Source organism: Streptomyces cyslabdanicus (genome assembly GCF_052663305.1).
The window spans coordinates 96,103-114,854 of the sequence record NZ_JBQRUW010000039.1 but is presented as its reverse complement, the minus strand read 5'-3'; the positions used below and the strand labels follow the sequence as shown (position 1 = coordinate 114,854).

Below are 18,752 nucleotides of genomic sequence, written 5' to 3'. Positions count from 1 at the left end.
TGCCCCGCCAGTCACATCCTGGGAGGCCCTTCGAAGGAGCTCCTACTCTTGAACACAAGAACTTGACTGGGAACACCACTCCGTGGGGTAGTTCACCAGCCCCGCAGCCGTGAGCGCAGTGCACAGCAGCTTCCGGTTGGCGCGGGCCTGCTCGCTGATGTTGGCGGCATGGGTGTAGCAGGCGCCCTCGCTCTCCTCCGGGTCCGCGTTCATGCGTGTGCCCAGGTCCAGTTCGTGCCCGTCGGCGTCGGCCAGGGTGAGGTCGACAGCTGCGCCGGCGCTATGCGGAGCGATGTCGGGTGGTGACACATACCGGCTCGCCGCCGAGTGGATCTGCTCGGCGGACCAATCGAGGTGGGCAGCTCGCAGATGATCGGCGTACTCCTTGAAGTACTCCCGCTGAAGAGAAGGAGGCCGGTACCCCTCAACGAACAGCAGCTGCAAGCCCTGCGGAAGCATTGCCTGGGCCTTGACCAGCCGTCCCAGCACGCCTTCCCGCAGGTACGCGAATGCGTCTGCCGGGTCCTGCTTGCGCGTATCGACCAACAGCGAGTCGCCGCGGCGGACGTCCACAAGGCGTTCACCGCACTCAGCAACAGGTATGGCAGCGATTTTCGGGTCCGACATCAACACGATCTCAGTCATGACGCGATCATCCCGCAGGACTCACCCCGGCGAAGCTTCCCGGTCACAGAACTAGCCAGTCGAGGATCACGAGCGGAGCCAGAGTCGGCGCCTGTGCCAGTACTGTGGCTTCGTATGACCGACTCCGAGATCACCGCAGACCTGGTCCATGATCTGCTGCAGGAACAGCATCCGGACCTTGCAGGGCTGGCCATCCGCGAGGTAGCGGGCGGGTGGGACAACCAGCAGTGGCGCCTTGGGGACGAGTTGGTCGTGCGTATGCCGCGTACGGAACGTGCCCCGGATCTCCAGCGCAAGGAGTGCCGGTGGCTGCCGATCCTGGCCCCGCGCCTGCCGCTCCCGGTCCCGAACCCTGTGCGGATCGGTGAACCGTCCGCGCGCTTCCCGAAGCCCTGGACCATCATGACGTGGGTTCCCGGCGAGCCACTGGACTACGCCTCGATCAGCCGCGGCGACCATGCGGCCGACACTCTGGCGGGCTTCCTCACAGCGCTCCACGTGGAGGCGCCCGCCGAGGCGCCGATCAGTTCGGACCGCGGCGCTCACCCCAAGAAGTGCACGGACGGCTTCGACCACTTCTTTCAAGCCGTTGCTCCCGACGGCATTGCCGACGATGTCCGGGCCGTCTGGGACGATGCCGTTGCGGCGCCCGAGTGGGAGGGGCCGCCGGTTTGGGTGCACGGTGACCTTCATCCCGCGAATGTCGTCGTCTCGGATGGGGCGCTCTCAGGCGTGATCGATTTCGGTGACATGTTCGCCGGCGATCCGGCGTGGGACCTCGCGGCCGCATGGGTAGTCCTTCCTGCGGGCGCCGCCTCACGCTTCTTCGACGTATACGCGCGTGCGGACGAGGCGACGATCCGGCGCGCCCGCGGGCTGGCTGTTCTGAAAAGCCTGTTCCTCATGCTGATGGGCCAGAACGGAGACCGGGGCCTTCCTGGCGGCAAGCCGACATGGGGACCCGCAGGCCGGGCAGCGCTCGATCGTGTTCTGAGAGGCGGTGTGATGTAGGCACGGAGCGACGATCCTCATCCGATACTCGCTGCCGGAACTGCCGGAACTGCCGGAACTGCCGGAACTGCCGGAACTGCCGGGATGTCGCTCTCGCGTCGCTCACGATGCCCCCCATGGAGACGAACAGACGCTGTCGGCGCCTAACGGGTCGGGTGCGCGGGATCAGTCCCCGTCCTCGTCGTCCTCGATGGCGTCCGGGTCCCGGAAGGGACGAAGGCTCTGGCCGGGGCCGCTGGCCTTGAGGTTGAACAGGTAGCGGCCCAGGAAGTTGATATGCCGGTTCTTGAGCGGGGAGAGCCGGGCGACGTCCTCGTCCTTGATGTCGCGGCCCTCGGCGCGCAGCTGGGCGACGGCGGCATCCAGGTAGCGGGTGTTCCACAGGACCACGGCGTTGAGGACGAGACCCAAACTGGCCAACTGGTCTTCCTGGCCGTCGCGGTGCGCCTGGCGGATCTGGCCCCGGCCGCCGTGACAGATCGCGCGGGCGAGGCGGTGGCTGCACGGTCAGCTGCCGGTTCATCAGGCGGCGGTATGTGTCGTCGACCGGGTCGACCAGGGCGAGCAGGTGCATGGTCTTGTCGATGCGGCCGTACTCGGCGAACGCCTGCCCCAGCGGGGTGGGATGGCCCTCGCGGCCGAACATCCGCAGCAGGTCGTAGGCGCGGACCTGGTTGGTGATGAGCGATCCGGCGACCCGGAGCATGTCCGGCCAGTGCGTCTCGATGCGCTTCAGGTTGACCTTATTGCGGGCGATGGCCTCCAGCGGCCCGTACCCAGCGGCCGGCGCCTCGCCGTCGGGCAGGTCGGCCCACCAGAACCGCTGGTCCTCCAGGTCGCGAAAGCGCGGGGCGAAGCGGAAGCCGAGCATCTTGTACAGGCCGAACGCCATCTCACTTCCATGGCGGGTCGTCAGGTGCATGGGGCGGGGCGGGGCGGGGCGGCGGACGCGGGGCGGCCGCGACGTGTCTACCGGCAGTATCGGCCTTGCGGCACAGAAGGTCACCTGTGGCGACCGGTCAGGCGAACGAGCGCATGGCCGCCTACGGGCTTGTCGGCCGCTTCTCAGGGAGATCGTGCACCCGTCAGCCAGGGCAGGCTGATGATCTACGCCGCCGCCTTCGGCCGCACCTGGGATTCACTCGCATGCGGGGATACTCCTTCCCGAGCGTCAGTTCCGGCCGCGCGGTGGCGGGAAACCGCCACGGCGCGCCACGGCGCAAACCCGCCGCGCCTCTCTTCCCTGCACGACCGCTGCGTATGCCAATGTGGCGCCACCGCAGTACCAACTTCAGCCCGGGTATACGGCATTGATGCCGTATCACCTGCGCTTTCACCTGGGGAGAGGGAGAGCGAACGATGCGCGCGATATCGCGTACGGCCTCGGCGGCGGCAACAGCCGTCGTCCTGGCCGTCACCGCGGCTGGCCCGACCGCGGCCGGAACACGGACGGACACCGCGAGGCCGCTGGTCGGCAGTGAGGCAGCAGCGAAGAACGGCGCGGGCTCCGTCGTCACCCTCGTCACCGGCGACCGGGTCATGGTGACCAAGGACGGCTCGGGCCACAGCGTGGCGACCGTGCTGCCCGGTGAGGACGGGACCGCGCCGCTCGTACAGACCCGGACGTCGGGCAAGAACCTGTACGTCTACCCGGACGGCGCCGTCAAGGCGATCGCCGACGGCCTCGTCGACGACGAACTCTTCAACGTCACAGGGCTGATCCGGCAGGGCTACGACGACGCACACAGCGAATCGCTGCCGCTCATCGCCACGTACGACAAGTCCGTGGACGTGGAGAGCGACCTGCCCGCCGCGCCGCGCGGTGCCGAGACCGGACCGGTTCTGGAGCCCGTCGACGGCGTCGCCCTGAAGGCCGACAAGAAGAAGGCCGCCGCCTTCTGGGCCGACATCACGAGCTCGAAGTCCCGCGCCGGCGGCGACCTCAAGAAGCTGTGGCTCGACGCCAAGGTCAAGGCCCTGCTCGACAAGTCGACCAAGCAGGTGCACGCCGACCAGGCCTGGGCCGCCGGGTACGACGGCAAGGGCACCAAGGTCGCCGTCCTCGACACCGGCGTCGACACCGACCACCCCGACCTCAAGGGCCGGGTCGCGGAGTCGAAGAACTTCACCGACTCCGACAGCGCCGACGACCACCAGGGCCACGGCACCCACACCACGTCCACCGTCGGTGGCTCCGGCGCCGCGAGCGACGGCAAGAAGAAGGGCGTCGCCCCCGGCACCACGCTCCTCAACGGCAAGGTCCTCAACGACTGGGGCGAGGGCGCCACGTCGTGGATCATCGCCGGCATGCAGTGGGCCGTCGACCAGAAGGCCGACGTCGTCTCCATGAGCCTCGGCAACCCGTCCGAGCTCGACTGCTCCGACCCCTTGTCGCAGGCCACGCAGGAACTCGCGCAGTCCGCGAAGGACACGCTCTTCGTCATCGCCGCGGGCAACTCGGGCCCGAGCAACAACACCGTGTCCTCGCCCGGCTGTGTTCCCGAGGTCCTCACCGTCGGCGCCGTCGACCGCGACGACTCCACGGCGAGCTTCTCCAGCCGCAGCCCGGTCCAGCGCACCCACACCCTCAAGCCGGAGATCGCCGCCCCCGGCGTCGCCATCTCCGCCGCCGCCGCGGGCGGCCGGGGCCTGTACGCGTATGAGTCCATGAGCGGTACGTCGATGGCCACCCCGCACGTCGCGGGCGCCGCCGCCATCGTCAAGCAGCGCCACCCCGACTGGACCGCGCAGCAGGTCAAGTCCGCGCTCGTCTCCTCCGCCGAGACCGACATCCCCGGCGACGTCCGGGAGACCGGCGGCGGGCGGCTCGACGTGAAGGCCGCCATCGACCAGACGGTCCTCGGCGCCGACGCCGTCCAGGGCGGCGCCTTCAACTGGCCGCAGAGCGTCGCCGACCGCACCACCGTCCAGGTGCCGTACACCAACACCACTGCCAAGCCAGTGCAGTTGAAGCTCGCCGTCGACCGCGTCACCGGCAACGACGGTTCCACCGTGACGACCCCGGTCGCCAAGATCGGCGAGCGCACCGTCAGCGTCCCGGCGGGCGGCACCGTCAAGGTCCCGCTGGCCATCGACCCGAGCGCCAGGCTCAAGGCCGCCCAGTACGGTGACGTCACCGGTCGCGTCCTCGCCACCGGCCCGGACGGGGTGCACATCAGCACGCCGTTCTCGCTCTACGTGCAGCCCGAGACCGTCACCCTGAAGGTCAAGGTCCTCGACCGGCACGGCAAGCCCGCCGGCGGCAGCACCTCGCTCGACGTGATCGGCACCGACAACGCCTCCGGCGAGCGCCGCTACAACGAAGGCGCCACCGAGCAGACGTACCAGATCCGGCCCGGCGCCTACTTCCTGTCCAGTTTCGTGGAGACGCCCACCACGGACGGCACCGCCGCCGACTCCGCGACCTTCCTGGGCCGCCCGCAGGTGGACATCGCCAAGGACACCACGATCGTCCTCGACGCCCGCGACGCGCACCGGCTCGACATCCGCACCGACCGGCCCACCGAGGTCCGCGGTGCCACCCTCGGCTTCGCCCGCACCTGGGACGACACCTGGCTGCACGCGGCCACCATCGAGGGCGGCCGCGGACTGAACGCCTACTACGCCGACGTCCAGGGCCGGGCCAAGGACGGAGACTTCGAGTTCGACAGCTTCTGGCGCGCCGCGGCACCCCAGATCTCCGAGCTCGCCGTCGACGGCGGCCCCGCACTGCACCCGACGACCGGCTCCACCAGCTCCGTCAACCTCGACGGCACCGGCTCCGCGCAGATCGTCGACGGCAAGTCCGGCACGCCCGCCGAACTGGCCGCGGCCAAGGGCAAGCTGGCGCTCGTCAAGCTGGCCGACCGCGACGCGCTGAACACCATCGCGCAGGACGCCGGCAAGGCGGGCGTCAAGGGCCTGATCCTCTACCGCGAGGCCGTGGGCCGCTGGTTCCCGAGCGTCGGCTTCACCGGCGGACCGGTGCCGGTCCTCGCCGTCGAGACCGCCGAGGGCGCCGACCTCGCCGCCCGCATCGCCGCCGGTGAGACCTCCCTGCGCTGGAAGGCGACGGCCAAGAGCCCGTACGTCTACACGCTGGCCTTCCCCGAAGACGGCCAGATCCGCTCCGAGCGCACCTACCGGGTCGACGACGCGGACCTCGCCACGAACAAGGCGACCTACCGCGCCATGGGCAAGGCGGCCGACTACGTCGACTTCCCCTCGGTCGTCCGCCCGAACGGACTGTCCGCAGGCTTCGCCGAGCTGGCCACCGTCCCCGCCCCGTTCACCCGCACCGAGCTGTACTCGGCCGACACCGGCTTCGGTCAGCTCGTGTCCAGCAGCTTCCCCTGGGGCGAGTTCATGATCGACCCGGTGCACACCTACACGAAGGGCGAGAAGCGGACCCAGGAGTGGTACGGCGGGGTCGTCGCCCCGACGACCCCGCTCGACGACGACGGCAAGCAGATGCTCGCCGCGGAGCGCCAAGGCAACCTGATCGGTGTCGCCCCCGGCTTCTGGGGTGACGGCGAACACCTCGGCATCCAGGGCGGGTTCGGCGACATGGGCAGCATGACGCTGGAGCGCGACGGCGAACTCGTCGGATCCAGCTCCTGGCCCTCCGGGGTCTTCACGGTGCCGTCCGAGGACGCCTCGTACGAGATGACCCTGAACACCATGAAGTTCGACAACAGCGGGGTCTGGAACCGTTCGCTGGAAACCACGACCACCTGGTCGTTCCGCTCGCACCTCGACGAGAACGTCTACTCGCAGGGCATCCCGCTCCTCTTCCCGCACCTCACGCTCCCGGAGGACGGCCTGAAGACGCTTCCCGCCGAGGACGGCCAGAAGCTCGGCCTGACGGTCACCGGCCACACCGGCTACACGCCGGGCGGGCTCACCAAGGTCGCCCTGTCGTACTCGTACGACAACGGCCAGACCTGGACCGAGGCGAAGACGGCGCAGAGCGACGGCGCCTGGACGGCGACGGTGAACCACACCGGCGCCACGGGCAAGCAGGTCACGGTCAAGATCGCCGCGACCGACTCGAAGGGCAACTCGGTCACCCAGACCGTGAACCGCGCGTACGACGTGCGCTAGTTCGACGAGTCATCCAGACCGGTCCGCCGGGCGGCCTTCTCGTGGGGGTGGGGCCGTCCGGCGGACCACTCGAAAGACCGGGGCTTCGCCGGCAAGGAACAGGCCGCCCGGGACCACGTCAGCGCCGTCTGTACGAACCCTGTGACAAGGGATACGGACCAGGCCGCTGATCAGCGTCCCCGTGTCTGCCGAACCGGTCGGGGTCCACTACGTCGTGGGACCATCCCCCCGCACGGCAGCCGCCGCTCGCGACACCGCCTGACATTCGGCCGCCGCCGACCGGGCCGTACCGGCTCATGGTGTGTCGGACACCAGGCCGGTCCGGTAGGCGAGGACGACAGCCTGGACGCGGTCGCGCAGGCCGAGTTTGGTCAGGATCCGCGATACATAGGTCTTGACCGTCTCGGGGGCGATGAACATCGCCGCGGCGATCTCCGCGTTCGACAGCCCTTCGGCGATCAGACGGAGCGCCTCCAGCTCGCGGACGGTCAGCAGGCTCACGACGTCCTCCCCGGCCCGCCGGGAGGTGTCCGCCGGGCGGAGCCGTTCGGCGAAGTGGCCGATGAGGTGGCGGGTGACGGCCGGCGCCAGCAGTGCCTCGCCCCGGGCGACCGTCCGGACTGCGCCGACCAGCTCCGCCGGAGGCGAGTCCTTGAGGAGGAAGCCGCTCGCTCCGGCCCGAAGCGCGTCGTAGACGTAGGCGTCGACGTTGAAGGTGGTGACGACCAGCACCTTCGGTGGTGCCACGGCGTCGGGGCCGGCCAGCCGACGGGTCGCCTCGATGCCGTCGAGCAGGGGCATCCGGATGTCCATCACGACCACGTCGGGGCGCAGTTGTCGCGTGGCCTGAACCGCCGCGTGCCCGTTCTCGGCCTCACCGACGACCTCCATGTCGGGCTGGGCGGAGAAGATGGTGACGTAGCCGGTGCGCACCAGTGCCTGGTCGTCGCAGACGAGTACACGGATCGGCGGCGGCGCATCGCTCAAGGTTCACTCCTGCACGGGCTCGGACGGGATCACGGCACGGACACGGAACCCGCCGTCGGGCCCGGGTCCGGCCACCAGTTCACCATCGAGCATCCGCACCCGCTCACGCAGCCCCGCCAGACCTCGTCCTCCCGCGGGGCCCGGCCTCCGCGCGGCCGGTGTGGCAGCCGGGGAGGGGGCGGGCCCTTCGGTGACCACTTCCACCTCGATGTGCTCCTCGCCGTGCAGGACCACGACCTGCGTCCGCCGCCCGGCCGCGTGCTTCATCGCGTTGGTGAGTGCTTCCTGCACCACGCGGTACGCGGCCAGCTCCACGTCCACACCCTGCGACCGCTGCTCGCCCCGCTCGGTGAACTCGACGGGCTGACCCGACCTGCGGGCCTGCCCGACCAGGTCCCCCACCTTTCCCAGGGCGGGCGCCCGGTCTGCGGACGCGGACCGACCGGTCGCCTCCAGCACACCGAGCAGGTACCGCAGCTCGGTCAGCGCCCGGCGACCGGTGTCGCTGACAGCCGCCAGACTTTCGCCGACGCGTTCCGGCGCGGACGTGGGAAGGAACTGCGCCGCGTCGGCCTGGACCACCATGGCCGTCACATGGTGGGTCACCACGTCGTGCAGTTCGCGCGCGATACGCGCGCGCTCGGCGGCCGCGGCCACCTCGGCTGCCAGCCGCCGGCGCTCGGCCTCCTCCGCCCGACGCCTGCGCACGCCGCCCCCGACCAGCCAGACCCCGGCCAGGACCAGATAGAACGCGAGGTAGTCCGGGATCGTCTGCGGTGAGCCGAGGCGGTGCAGGACGACCGCCAGCACGGCATAGCCCGCGCTCGCCACGGCGGGCAGAGCGCGGCGGGAGGAGGCCTGGTGGGCCCCGGCCGAGTACAGGGCGGGATAGAGCCCGACGGTCCCGAACGTCGCCGGGCAGCCCAGGGCCTGATGCATCGCGAACGCGCAACCGACGACCGCGAGGCAGACCGCGGGCCATCGGGTGCGCACCGCCAGCGGCAGGGTCTGAGCCAGGGTCAGCCCGATGCTCAGCGCCCCCGGCGCATGCCCGGACAGGTCTGCGATCTGCGCCCCGACGTGCGACAGGGTCGGCACGAAGGCCAGCAGGGCGAGACCCAGCGCGAGAACACCGTCCCCGACCGACCGCCCCCGCCCCGCCCACCGGCGGAACAGCCCCCGCAGCAGCGGCGGTCTGCGAGACGACCCGAGCACTGTCACTTCCCTCTCCGTTCCGTTTGGCCGTAGGCGGTGCCGCGGGCAGGGCTCAGGAGGCGGCGCGCCTCCGGGGAAGCAGACCGCCCCGGCGGTGGGCGCGGACGAACATCCGGACCACCAGCGCCGCACCGATCAGGACGGTAACGGCCGATGCCTCCAGCCCGAAAGCGCCGCCGGTCAGCAGGGTCGAACCACTGGCGTCCACGGACAGCAGCCCCTTGGCGGTGTTGCCCGAGACCTGGATGCCGAGCAGCTGCTCGGCGGCGTTCCAGGCGAAGTGCACACCCACGACGAACCAGATGCTGCGCCGCCACAGGAACGCCGCCCCGAGCATCGCACCCGCTTCGATGGCGATCGACAGTCCGCTCCACGCGGTGGCCCCGGGATTGGCCATGTGCACGGCACCGAAGAGCAGCGCGGTGATCGCGACAGCGGCACGGCTGCCGAACTTCTGCTCCAGGCCCTGCAGAGCGAGGCCGCGGAACATCAGCTCCTCGGCGACCGCCGCGCCCGCCTGCACGGTGACCGCGGACGCCAGGACGGAGAAGAACCCGTTTCCGGCCCAGGAGAACGAGTAGCCCCCGAACGCCGTGATCACGAGGGTGGACACGACGATGAAGCCCAGGCCGAGCCCGCAGCCGAGCAACGCCTCCCGTACAGCCCCGCGCCGGGCGATCTCCGGCACCGGCCGCCGCGCGACGAAGCGCATCACCGCCCAGTACACGCCCACCGCGACGGCCGCCCCCACCACCGGCAGCGGACCGGGGCCGGTCGCCGTCGAAGCCGAGACCACGCCGACACCGACGATGCCGATCGGCATCCAGCCGAACGGAGAACGGAAGATCCGGCCGACGCGGCTCCCGCCCGGACCGGAGCCCCCCGGGAACCGGTCGTGCTCCGACTCGTGGTGTGTGGTGGATGTCGCGCTCATCATGGCCTCCCCTTGGATTCGGCCGCACAGGCTGCGGCCCGCCGACCACGCTAGGAACACCACCGCATCCGCGATTCACCCGCGAGCGGACACAACCGGTAGCTCTCACAGGGGATGACATCGCCGAGGTGCCCCGGACGCCGGGCCGCCGCCGGGGTCCGGTCCGGTCCGCCCCGCGCTGTGCGGCGAGGGGGCCGAAGGGGCGTCCGTCCTCGCTCCGACTCAGGCCACTGGATTCCGATGGCCCTGGTCACCATGCGTGGATGACCGGCGCGTCGGGTTCGTGCTGCCGCCAGGCCTCATTGAGGCGCGCGAGCCGGTCCGCGGCGGCGATGCCGCGCAGGGAGGCCACCTTGCCGTCGCCGACTTCGAACGCCACGGTGCCCACGACCCGGCCGTCGACCACGGCGAGGACGGCCGGGGAGCCGTTGACCAGCGCGATGTGGAATGCGGGGGAGCCGCCGGCCAGCCGCCGCTTCGCCGGAGTGGGCTTGAAGCCGGCCCGCACGTAGGAGGCGACCCGCTCGCGCGTCGTGCACCGCAGCAGCCGCCTGGCCAGTCCGGCGCCGTCCGAGACCGCGGTCGCGTCGGCCGTGAGCAGCGCCACCAGCCGTTCAGTGCGCCCCGACGTGGCGGCGGCGAGGAACTCCTCGACGATCCGGCGCGCGGACGCGGGGTCCACCTCGTCGCCGCTGCGACGCTCGGCGACGACCCGGCGTCGGGCCCGGTGGACATGCTGCTGGCTCGCGGACTCGGTGATGTCGAGGATCCCGGCGATCTCGGCGTGGGGGTACGAGAAGGCCTCACGCAGGACGTAAGCGGCCCGCTCGACCGGTGAGAGGCGCTCCATGAGGGTCAGTACGGCCAAGGACACCGATTCGCGCTGCTCGAAGGTGTCGGCAGGGCCGAGCATCGGGTCGCCCTCGAGGAGCGGCTCGGGCAGCCAGTCTCCGACAGCGCGCTCATGGCGCGCCTGCGCCGAGCGGAGCCGGTCGAGGCAGAGATTGGTGACGACCTTGGTCAGCCATGCCTCCGGCACCTCGATACGTTCCCGGTCCGCGGCCTGCCAGCGCAGAAACGCGTCCTGCACGGCGTCCTCGGCGTCGGCCGCCGAGCCGAGCAGACGGTACGCGAGCGAGGCCAGCCGGCCCCGGCCGGCCTCGAACCGATCGATGGCCGCGCTGTCCATGCGGAGCAGCCTACGCGGCGGTTCTCACACCGCGCCGGTCAGGCGCGGTGGCCAGGCGGCGCTTGCGCTTCGGCATGCCGAAGGTCGGGTGGGCGATGCCCCACCCGGCCCCCTTGAGCACGCCCGACTTGAGCCGCGCCGCGGTCCGGCCGCCCAGGTACCAGGACTTCGACCGGGCGTCCCCGTCCACCATCTGGAAGATCGCGTCCCGCCGCCCGAGGCTGATGTGGTTGCCGTAGTACTTCAGCCCGACGGCAGGGACCTCGCTGCCCGTCAGGCGCGCGATGATCGCGGCGGTCGCCTGCATGTTCGTGAAGCCGGCCGAGGCGCAGGACATCGGCAGCGGCCGGCCGTTCTCGCCGATCGCACAGGCGCAGTCCCCGGCGGCGTAGACGTCCGGGTGCGAGACCGAGCGCATGGTGCGGTCGACGACGACCTGGCCGGTCTCGGCGACCTCCAGGCCGCCGGCGGCCGCGATGGGGTGCACGGCGAACCCGGCCGACCACACGGTCACGTCGGCCGGGATGGACGTGGCGTCGGCGGCGATCGCCCGTGTCGGCTCGACGGCTTCGATGCCGGTGTGCTCGTGGACGGTGATGCCGAGCCGGTCGAAGGCCTGGCGCAGGTGACGGCGGGCCTTCGGGGAGAGCCAGGCGCCCAGCTCCCCGCGGGCGGCGAGCGCGACCGAGAGGTCGGGCCGGGACTCGGCGAACTCGGTGGCGGTCTCGATGCCGGTCAGCCCCTCACCGACGACCAGCACGGTGCCGCCCTCGCCCAGGCCGGCCAGGCGCTCACGCAGACGCAGCGCCGAGGACCGGCCGGTCACATCGAAGGCGTACTCGGCCACGCCGGGGACGCCATGGTGGGCTGCGGAGCTGCCGAGCGTGTAGAGAAGCGTGTCGTACGCGAGTTCGCCGTCGCCGTCCTCGCCGGTCACGGCGACGGTCCTGCGCTCGGGGTCGATGCCGGTGACGCGCGCCAGGCGCAGCCGCACCCCGGTGCCCGCGAATACGTCGGCGAGCTTGCGGAACGCGAGGTCCTGGCCGATCGCGAGCTGGTGGAGCCGCATCCGCTCGACGAAGTCGGGCACGGCGTTGACGACGGTGATCTCGGTGTCGGCGGGGGAGAGCCGGCGGGCCAGATTTCCGGCGGCGAAGGCCCCGGCGTATCCGGCGCCGAGTACGACGATGCGGTGCTTCATGGCGTTGCTCCTGTCTCGTTCGCGTGCCCCCTGAACGAGACGGCGCCCCGATTGCTGACAGGAGCCGGGTGTGATGCGGGTCACCGAACCAAGGCGAGTGGCCGAGCCTGCGACAGGCGCCTGGGGCCCGTCCTGGGCAGCCGCCGCCGCGCTTGCCGCTGACGACGACCTTCGTGCAGCCGTCCCACCGGCACGGATCGGCGACCTACGTCCCGAACTCCCGCCACGACAACGCGTCGACCTTGGTCACGGGGGGGCGGGTCATTCGACTTCGCCTGGTGGTTCGTCAGCGGCCGTGCGTGTGGGGGAGGGGCTGCCGAGTCCTTGCTGGTCCGGTCGGCTTGCCAGATGCGTCAGGAGTGGGTCGGTGAGGTGTTCGGCGACGAGGCGTCGGAGGGCTTGCTCCCGTTCGGTGAGGGCCGGCAGCCGGTTCGGGGGTGCGGCGGCGCGCAGGCGTTGGAGGAGGGCGTGGAGTCGCCGGGCGGTCTGAGGGCTGGAGGAGCCGTAGAGGAGGGTTTCGTCGAGGGCGAGGGAGACGAGGTCCGGCCATTGCGGGGCCGGGTGGTGGACGCGGGGTGTGCCGTGGGTGTCGAGGAGCCAGGTGGGGCCGAGGGGGCGCTGTGCGAGTCGCAGCAGCGCGTCCTCGATCTGGTGGAGGGCCTGGACGGCCGTGGTGGGATCGTTGACGGCGGGGGAGAGGGCGCGGACGGCGATGTCGGCGAGGAGTCGCAAGCCGTACGAAGTGTCCTGTTCGAGGGTGCGGCTGGGGCCGTAGCGCACGCAGGCGCTGATCCGGCGCGCCAACCGCGGCCCGACGGTGGCTCCTTCCGGCTTCACGCGCGCCACGAGGTCCCCTGTGGTGACGAAGTCACCCACTGCGTGGGTGAGGTGGATGTGGAGTCGGTTCTGGGCGGCGAGCCGGGTGATGCGTCCTTCATTGACGGAGACGACGACGGATGGCCGGCCGCGGTGTGTGACCAGGAGTGTGCCCTGGCGGTTCCCGTCGTCTGCGAGGTCTGCGAGGTCTGCGAGGTCGGCGAGCGCGGCGGTCCGGGTGGCCGGGGGGTACTGGTGTTCGATGACGGTGCGCAGGCGTTGTCCGACACCGCGGGACAGGCCGCCGCCGGTGACCGCGTGGCGCAGTGAGGCCAGCAGGTACAGGACGACGACGGCGTCGATGAGGACGAGCGTGATCGCGACGGTCACGCTCAGGCGTGGGACGCTGTTGCCGCGGACGTGGCTGAGTGCCACCAGCGCGTACACGGCGGTGCCGATGAGCAGGCCGAACAGCACGATGTAACGGCTGAAGTGGCCGAGGGCCGCGACCAGTCGGGGGGACATGGATTGGACGGTCTGCACGACCAGGGTGATGGCCGTGACGATGAACCCCGCCAGCGTGATCATGCTGCCGGCGACCGCGGCGAGGGTCGCCTGCGCCGTGGAGGCGTCGAATCCCAGGCCGCGCACCGGTAGCCTCCGTTCCCAGCGCGGCAGGAACCAGCCCAGCAGCACTCCACCCGTGACCAGGGCCGCGGCCGTGCCTGGGCCGCGCAGGCCACGGACACGGTGGCCCGGGCGGCCGTGCAGCGGACGCCGCGCCCAGGTTCCGGACGTCACCGGGTGCTCGCCGGCGCGTGGGTCCAGCCACCGACGTCAGCGGTCTCCACCTGTGTGTGCGCAGGCTCGGACCGGGGCGGTGGCCTGCTGCACGCCCGGCACTCGTTCACTGGTCGGCCTCCTCGGTGCTTGCCGTGACAGGCAGGGGACTTCGATCATCGAGCCGCGCCGGCCGCGGGGCGAACCGGCTCAGCCGGGCGGATGAGACGGCGCGGTCGCGACGAGCACTGCCGCTCTCCGACCGGGCAGACGGAGCACGCGGTACCCCTCCGACGGAGGATCTCGGCTGGTGGGGCGGCAGAGGGCGGGTGAGGGTGGAGCGAGCCATGAAAGTGCCTGCGCTGGTCGATCGCGCTCACCGCCTGTGAGGGAGATGGTGTTGTCTCAGTACAGTGGGGCCAAGGCCGCACAGCCGGGGATCGCCAGGGCCAACGACGAGGTGAGAAGGCGCCTTCCCTTCCGTGACACGCAGGACCTCGAGGACGCTCGCCGCGGGTTTGTGGGCACGGCGCAGGACGACCTCATCCGCGACCGGGCGGGACGCGCGGTGTGGGATCTGGGCGCGTACGGCTTCCTCGACCGGGAGTGCCCGGACACGGCGAATCCGAGCCTGTGGCGGCAGAGCCGGCTGTGCGCGGACCACGGCCTGTTCGAGGTGACCGACGGTATCTACCAGGTGCGCGGCTTCGATCTGTCGAACATGACGCTGGTGGAGGGCGAGCGCGGTGTCTTCGTCATCGATCCGCTGCTGTGCGCCGAGACCGCGGCAGCGGGTTTGGCCCTCTACCGTTCCCACCGGGGGGAGCGCCCGGTGACCGGCGTGCTGTACACCCACAGTCACGCCGACCACTTCGGCGGTGTGCGGGGTGTCGTCGGCGAGGAGGACATCGCCGGCGGCGTGCCGGTGTTCGCCCCGCACGGCTTTCTGGAACACGCGGTCAGCGAGAACGTCCACGCCGGTACGGCCATGGGCCGCCGTGCCGCCTACATGTACGGCGCCGCTCTGTCGAAGGGTGAGCGCGGGCAGGTCGGATCGGGCCTGGGACAGACGACCTCGACCGGTGCGGTCGGCCTGATTCCGCCGACACTGGACATCACCCGGACCGGGCAGACGGAGACCGTCGACAACATTCGGATGGTCTTCCAGCTCACTCCGGGCACCGAGGCGCCTGCGGAGATGAACATCCATTTCCCCGATCGTGCGGCGCTGTGCATGGCGGAGAACGCCACCCACAACCTGCACAACCTGCTCACGCTGAGGGGTGCCGAGGTCCGCGACCCGCGCGTGTGGGCCCGCTACCTTGCCGAAGCCATCGGCCTGTTCGCCGCGTCCAGCGATGTGGCGTTCGCCTCGCACCACTGGCCCACCTTCGGTCGAGAGCGCGTCGTGGAGTTCCTGACCGCGCAGCGCGACCTGTATGCCTACCTCCACGACCAGACCCTGCGGATGCTCAACCAGGGCCTGACGGCACTGGAGATCGCCGAGCAGATGACGCTGCCCCCGGCGCTGGAGCGGGCGTGGCACACCCACGGCTACTACGGCTCGGTCAGCCACAACACCAAGGCGATCTACCAGCGCTACCTCGGCTGGTTCGACGGCAATCCGGCCCACCTGTGGGAGCATCCCCCGGTCGAAGCCGCCAGGAGGTACGTGGAGTTCATGGGCGGCGCGGAAGAGGTCCTGCGCCGCGCTCGCCGGTCCTACCAGGATGGTGACTTCCGCTGGGTGGCCCAGGTCGTCAACCACGTGCTGTTCGCCGAACCGGACAACGCCGAAGCCCGCACCTTGCAGGCCGATGCCCTGGAACAGCTCGGGTACGGCAGCGAAAACGGCACCTGGCGGAACTTCTACCTGATGGGTGCACACGAACTGCGCCACGGCTCGGTCGGCACGCCCACCGTCACCGCCTCACCCGACGTGGTGGCCGCGTTGGCGCTGGAGCAGTTGTTCGACGCCCTCGCCGTCCGGGTGGACGGCCCGCGCAGCTGGGACGCGGACATCAGCGTCCGCTGGAACCTCACCGACGGCGAGCCCGTCACCCAGCAGCTGCGCAACGGCGTCCTCACCCACGTCACCGGCACCGGCACCGGACCCGCCACGGCCGCCACGGACGTCGAGATCACCCTCGCCGAGCCCAGCCTGCGGGCCGTCCTGCTCGGGACTGTCTCCCCCGGCGACCTGGCGGCGCGCGCAGACGTCACCATCACCGGTGACCCGGGCAAACTCACCGAACTTCTCGGCTACCTCGGCGATCCGGACCCGGACTTCGCCATCGTCACGCCGTGAGAGGACGGCTCGACGCCGCCCCGCGTCCTCCGCCGGGCGGCCCGGTGTTCGCAGCCGCGTTGGCGATCCGGCGGCGAGCGCTGCCAGCGCGGGGGTCACCTCGTCACGTGCCGTGCCGTCTATCGGTGGGTCTCCGGTGCGGGCTCGTCGCTCAGCCAGCCGAGCGTCACCGCCGCGGTCCACGACTGGTGGCGGCTGCCCAGCGCCTCGCCGGTGAAGGGTTCGTAGTACTCGCCGAAGGCCAGGTCGGCCAGCTGGCGCAGGGACTCGCCGCGGATCGACTCGGCGAGTTCCGTCGCCCCCTGCCGGTTCAGCGCCCAGGTCAACAGCCAGTTGACCACGGGCCACTGCGGTCCGCGCCAGTACGAGCGGGGCCGGAAGTCGGCGCTGCGCGGCGAGGTGGACGGCGGTACGGCGAACTTCAACTCGGGGTGGCCGCACCAGCGCTCCGAGGCCAGCAGCGCGAGCTGCCGTTCGACGAGCGCGTCGTCGCCGCCACTGAGCAACGGGGCGAATCCGGCGATGGTCTCCGTCTGCACCCAGGCACCGGTGAGCACGTTCAGATCCCGTGCCAGCCCGGTCTCCGGCGACACGGTGGACAGCACACCACGGCGGAAGCGGCCGGCGGTCTCCCGCAGTTCCGCCGCCTCGGCCGACCGGCCCAGTTCGTCGCCGAGTTCGGCCAGGACGTCGCTGGCGATGGCCATGATCGCGGACATGAAGACGTCCACCATGCGGAAGTCGACGACATCGCGGACCCGCTCGTCGTCGTAGCCGACCTCGCGCATCTGACGGACCAGCCACAGGTACCGCTGGTACTCGGCGTCCGTGGGGCGTTGCGCGGCGTCCTCCACGTGCGCGAGGTCATGGCGGCGCAGCTCGGTCTCCTCGCGGGGCAGCACGGCCGCGTAGGCGGCGTCCCAGCGCGGTGAGTTGTCCATTCCGGACTCCCAGCCGTGGTGGATCTCCAGCAGGCCGCGGTCGTGCGGGTCGCGGACGCGGTCCAGCCAGCGGTGCCACGCCAGCCACTGGTCGAAGGTGCGGGCGACGAACTCCTCGGCCTCCTCCCGTGCCGTACCGCCGGCCCGGCGCCCCGCAGCCAGCACCTGCTGCACGGCGATGGCGTGCACGGGCGGCTGGCAGATCCCCGAGGTCCGCACCGACTTCGGCGCGTGCTCGGAGCACTGGGACACCCACACGTCCGGACCGGGGAAGTAGTCGGTGTCCGGGGCGAACACGATGTGCGGCAGCATGCCGGTGCTCCACTGCGCGGCGAGCAGCCAGTCGAGTTCGGCGACGGCCCGCGGCACCGAGAGGGTGGACAGGCCCATCGTGATGAAGGCCGCGTCCCAGCTCCACTGGTGCGGGTACAGCTTGGGCGCCGCGGTGGTCAGCGTGCCGGTGTCGTTGCCGCGCAGTACATAGGCGGCGTGGGCGGCAAGGGCGGATTCGGTCGGGGCGGCCATGTCAGGCGTTCTCCAGCAGCAGTGAGGTCTCGGAGTCGTAGAAGCGCACAGCGGGATCGGCGAAGGTGAGGGACACCCGGGTGCCGGGCTCCCCGCGGAACGTGGCAGGCACCTGCGCCTTGATCTCGTGGCCGGCGAGCCGACAGGTCAGCAGGGTCGCGGCGCCCGTCGGCTCGACCACGTCGATCTCGGCGGGCAGTGAACCGGGCACGTCGCCGGTGCTGACCGTGATGTTCTCGGCCCGCACGCCGAGCAGCACCGGACGGTCGGCGAAGGAGGCGAGGTGCTCGGGGCCGGCCCAGCTCAGCTCGCCCAGCGTCAGACCGGTGCGGCCGGCCTCGCTGGTGACGCGCACCGGGAGGAAGTTCATCGGCGGGGCGCCGAGGAAGCCGCCGACGAACGAGTCCGCGGGACGGTCGTAGACGTCGATGGGGTCGCCGAGCTGGCTGATGCGCCCGTCGCGCATGACGGCGACCCGGTCGCCGAGCGAGAGCGCCTCGGCCTGGTCGTGGGTGACGTAGACGGTGGTGGTGCCGATCTGCCGGACGATGCGTTTGAACTCGGAACGGAACTGCAACCGCAGCAGCGCGTCGAGGTTGGACAGCGGTTCGTCCATCAGCAGGACGTCGGCGTCGACCACGATGGCCCGGGCCACCGCGACGCGCTGCCGCTGCCCGCCGGAGAGCTGGGCGGGGTGGCGGTCGAGGTAGTCGCCGAGGTCGAGCAGTTCGGCGGCGCGCTCCACCCGCTCGGCGATCTTCTCTTTGGGCACCTTGGCGAGCATGAGGCCGAAGCCGATGTTCTGCCGGACCCTCATGTGCGGGAAGACCGCGTAGGACTGGAAGACCATCGAGACGTTGCGCTGCCGGGCCGGCAGGTCGGTGACGTCCCGGCCGCCGATGCTCACGGTGCCGGAGTCCGGGCTCTCCAGTCCGGCGATCATGCGCAGCAGAGTGGTCTTTCCGCAGCCGCTCGGCCCGACGAGCACCAGCAGTTCACCGTCGGCCACATCCAGGGAGATGTTCTCGGTGGCGGGGCGTCCGGTTCCGGGATAGGTCTTGACGATGTTGCGCAGGGATATGTCGGCCATGTCTTTC

At 71.0% G+C, this 18,752-nt stretch carries 12 protein-coding genes and 1 pseudogene; 3 read left to right on the top strand and 10 right to left on the bottom strand.

The genetic code is table 11. The features are described 5' to 3' along the window. Window positions 1-42: 42 nt before the first annotated feature. Window positions 43-645: a M15 family metallopeptidase gene (locus tag ACTYVM_RS23080; protein ID WP_445527769.1), complete on the bottom strand. Its 603-nt coding sequence runs from the start codon at window positions 643-645 to the stop codon at window positions 43-45. 114 nt (window positions 646-759) lie between these two features. Between ACTYVM_RS23080 and ACTYVM_RS23075 the strand changes: the two genes are divergently transcribed. Beyond that, window positions 760-1,656 carry an aminoglycoside phosphotransferase family protein gene (locus ACTYVM_RS23075; RefSeq protein ID WP_445527768.1) on the top strand — a complete coding sequence of 299 codons (897 nt, stop codon included), beginning with the start codon at window positions 760-762 and terminating at the stop codon, window positions 1,654-1,656. Between the two features lie 165 nt (window positions 1,657-1,821). Here the strand turns inward: ACTYVM_RS23075 and ACTYVM_RS23070 are convergent. After that, window positions 1,822-2,587, bottom strand: a pseudogene (locus ACTYVM_RS23070) (Tn3 family transposase); the annotation flags it as partial. Window positions 2,588-3,015: 428 nt separating this feature from the next. On the opposite strand from ACTYVM_RS23070, the gene ACTYVM_RS23065 reads away from it, so the two are divergent. Further along, the gene (locus ACTYVM_RS23065) at window positions 3,016-6,759 is read left to right on the top strand and encodes a S8 family peptidase (RefSeq protein WP_445527767.1); all 3,744 of its coding nucleotides are present in this window, start codon (window positions 3,016-3,018) and stop codon (window positions 6,757-6,759) included. Between the two features lie 294 nt (window positions 6,760-7,053). On the opposite strand, the gene ACTYVM_RS23060 is transcribed toward ACTYVM_RS23065, so the two are convergent. From ACTYVM_RS23060 to ACTYVM_RS23035, 6 genes are all read right to left on the bottom strand, one after another. Beyond that, on the bottom strand, window positions 7,054-7,746 hold the full coding sequence (locus tag ACTYVM_RS23060; protein ID WP_445527766.1) for a response regulator: 693 nt from the start codon (window positions 7,744-7,746) through the stop codon (window positions 7,054-7,056). 3 nt (window positions 7,747-7,749) lie between these two features. Beyond that, window positions 7,750-8,967: a sensor histidine kinase gene (locus tag ACTYVM_RS23055; protein WP_445527765.1), complete on the bottom strand. Its 1,218-nt coding sequence runs from the start codon at window positions 8,965-8,967 to the stop codon at window positions 7,750-7,752. A gap of 46 nt (window positions 8,968-9,013) precedes the next feature. Beyond that, a complete protein-coding gene (locus tag ACTYVM_RS23050; RefSeq protein ID WP_445527764.1) occupies window positions 9,014-9,898 on the bottom strand; it encodes a CPBP family intramembrane glutamic endopeptidase in 885 nt (294 codons plus the stop codon). A gap of 247 nt (window positions 9,899-10,145) precedes the next feature. Then, window positions 10,146-11,084, bottom strand: a complete 939-nt coding sequence (locus tag ACTYVM_RS23045) for a sigma-70 family RNA polymerase sigma factor (RefSeq protein WP_445527763.1) — start codon at window positions 11,082-11,084, stop codon at window positions 10,146-10,148. Between the two features lie 10 nt (window positions 11,085-11,094). Continuing rightward, complete coding sequence (locus ACTYVM_RS23040) at window positions 11,095-12,285, bottom strand: NAD(P)/FAD-dependent oxidoreductase (RefSeq protein ID WP_445527762.1); 1,191 nt, start codon at window positions 12,283-12,285, stop codon at window positions 11,095-11,097. 261 nt (window positions 12,286-12,546) lie between these two features. Further along, window positions 12,547-13,902 carry a DUF2254 domain-containing protein gene (locus tag ACTYVM_RS23035; protein WP_445527761.1) on the bottom strand — a complete coding sequence of 452 codons (1,356 nt, stop codon included), beginning with the start codon at window positions 13,900-13,902 and terminating at the stop codon, window positions 12,547-12,549. A gap of 373 nt (window positions 13,903-14,275) precedes the next feature. Here ACTYVM_RS23035 and ACTYVM_RS23030 point away from each other — a divergent pair, with 373 nt between their 5' ends. Then, the gene (locus ACTYVM_RS23030; protein WP_445527760.1) at window positions 14,276-16,189 is read left to right on the top strand and encodes an alkyl/aryl-sulfatase; all 1,914 of its coding nucleotides are present in this window, start codon (window positions 14,276-14,278) and stop codon (window positions 16,187-16,189) included. Window positions 16,190-16,308: 119 nt separating this feature from the next. Here the strand turns inward: ACTYVM_RS23030 and ggh are convergent, their stop codons facing one another. Together ggh and ACTYVM_RS23020 are read right to left on the bottom strand one after the other, a co-directional pair. Next, window positions 16,309-17,655, bottom strand: coding sequence for a glucosylglycerate hydrolase (gene ggh, locus ACTYVM_RS23025; protein ID WP_445527759.1), 1,347 nt, complete (start codon window positions 17,653-17,655; stop codon window positions 16,309-16,311). A 1-nt stretch (window position 17,656) separates the two neighbouring features. Further along, complete coding sequence (locus ACTYVM_RS23020) at window positions 17,657-18,745, bottom strand: ABC transporter ATP-binding protein (RefSeq protein WP_445527758.1); 1,089 nt, start codon at window positions 18,743-18,745, stop codon at window positions 17,657-17,659. Window positions 18,746-18,752 lie beyond the last annotated feature (7 nt).

Bases quoted from the DNA above. Each gene is read 5' to 3' on its own strand.
- ACTYVM_RS23030 (WP_445527760.1), top strand. From the start codon at position 14,276: ATGGTGTTGTCTCAGTACAGTGGGGCCAAGGCCGCACAGCCGGGGATC.
- ACTYVM_RS23040 (WP_445527762.1), bottom strand. From the start codon at position 12,285: ATGAAGCACCGCATCGTCGTACTCGGCGCCGGATACGCCGGGGCCTTC.
- ggh (WP_445527759.1), bottom strand. From the start codon at position 17,655: ATGGCCGCCCCGACCGAATCCGCCCTTGCCGCCCACGCCGCCTATGTA.
- ACTYVM_RS23050 (WP_445527764.1), bottom strand. From the start codon at position 9,898: ATGATGAGCGCGACATCCACCACACACCACGAGTCGGAGCACGACCGG.
- ACTYVM_RS23080 (WP_445527769.1), bottom strand. From the start codon at position 645: ATGACTGAGATCGTGTTGATGTCGGACCCGAAAATCGCTGCCATACCT.
- ACTYVM_RS23045 (WP_445527763.1), bottom strand. From the start codon at position 11,084: ATGGACAGCGCGGCCATCGATCGGTTCGAGGCCGGCCGGGGCCGGCTG.
- ACTYVM_RS23075 (WP_445527768.1), top strand. From the start codon at position 760: ATGACCGACTCCGAGATCACCGCAGACCTGGTCCATGATCTGCTGCAG.
- ACTYVM_RS23020 (WP_445527758.1), bottom strand. From the start codon at position 18,745: ATGGCCGACATATCCCTGCGCAACATCGTCAAGACCTATCCCGGAACC.
- ACTYVM_RS23065 (WP_445527767.1), top strand. From the start codon at position 3,016: ATGCGCGCGATATCGCGTACGGCCTCGGCGGCGGCAACAGCCGTCGTC.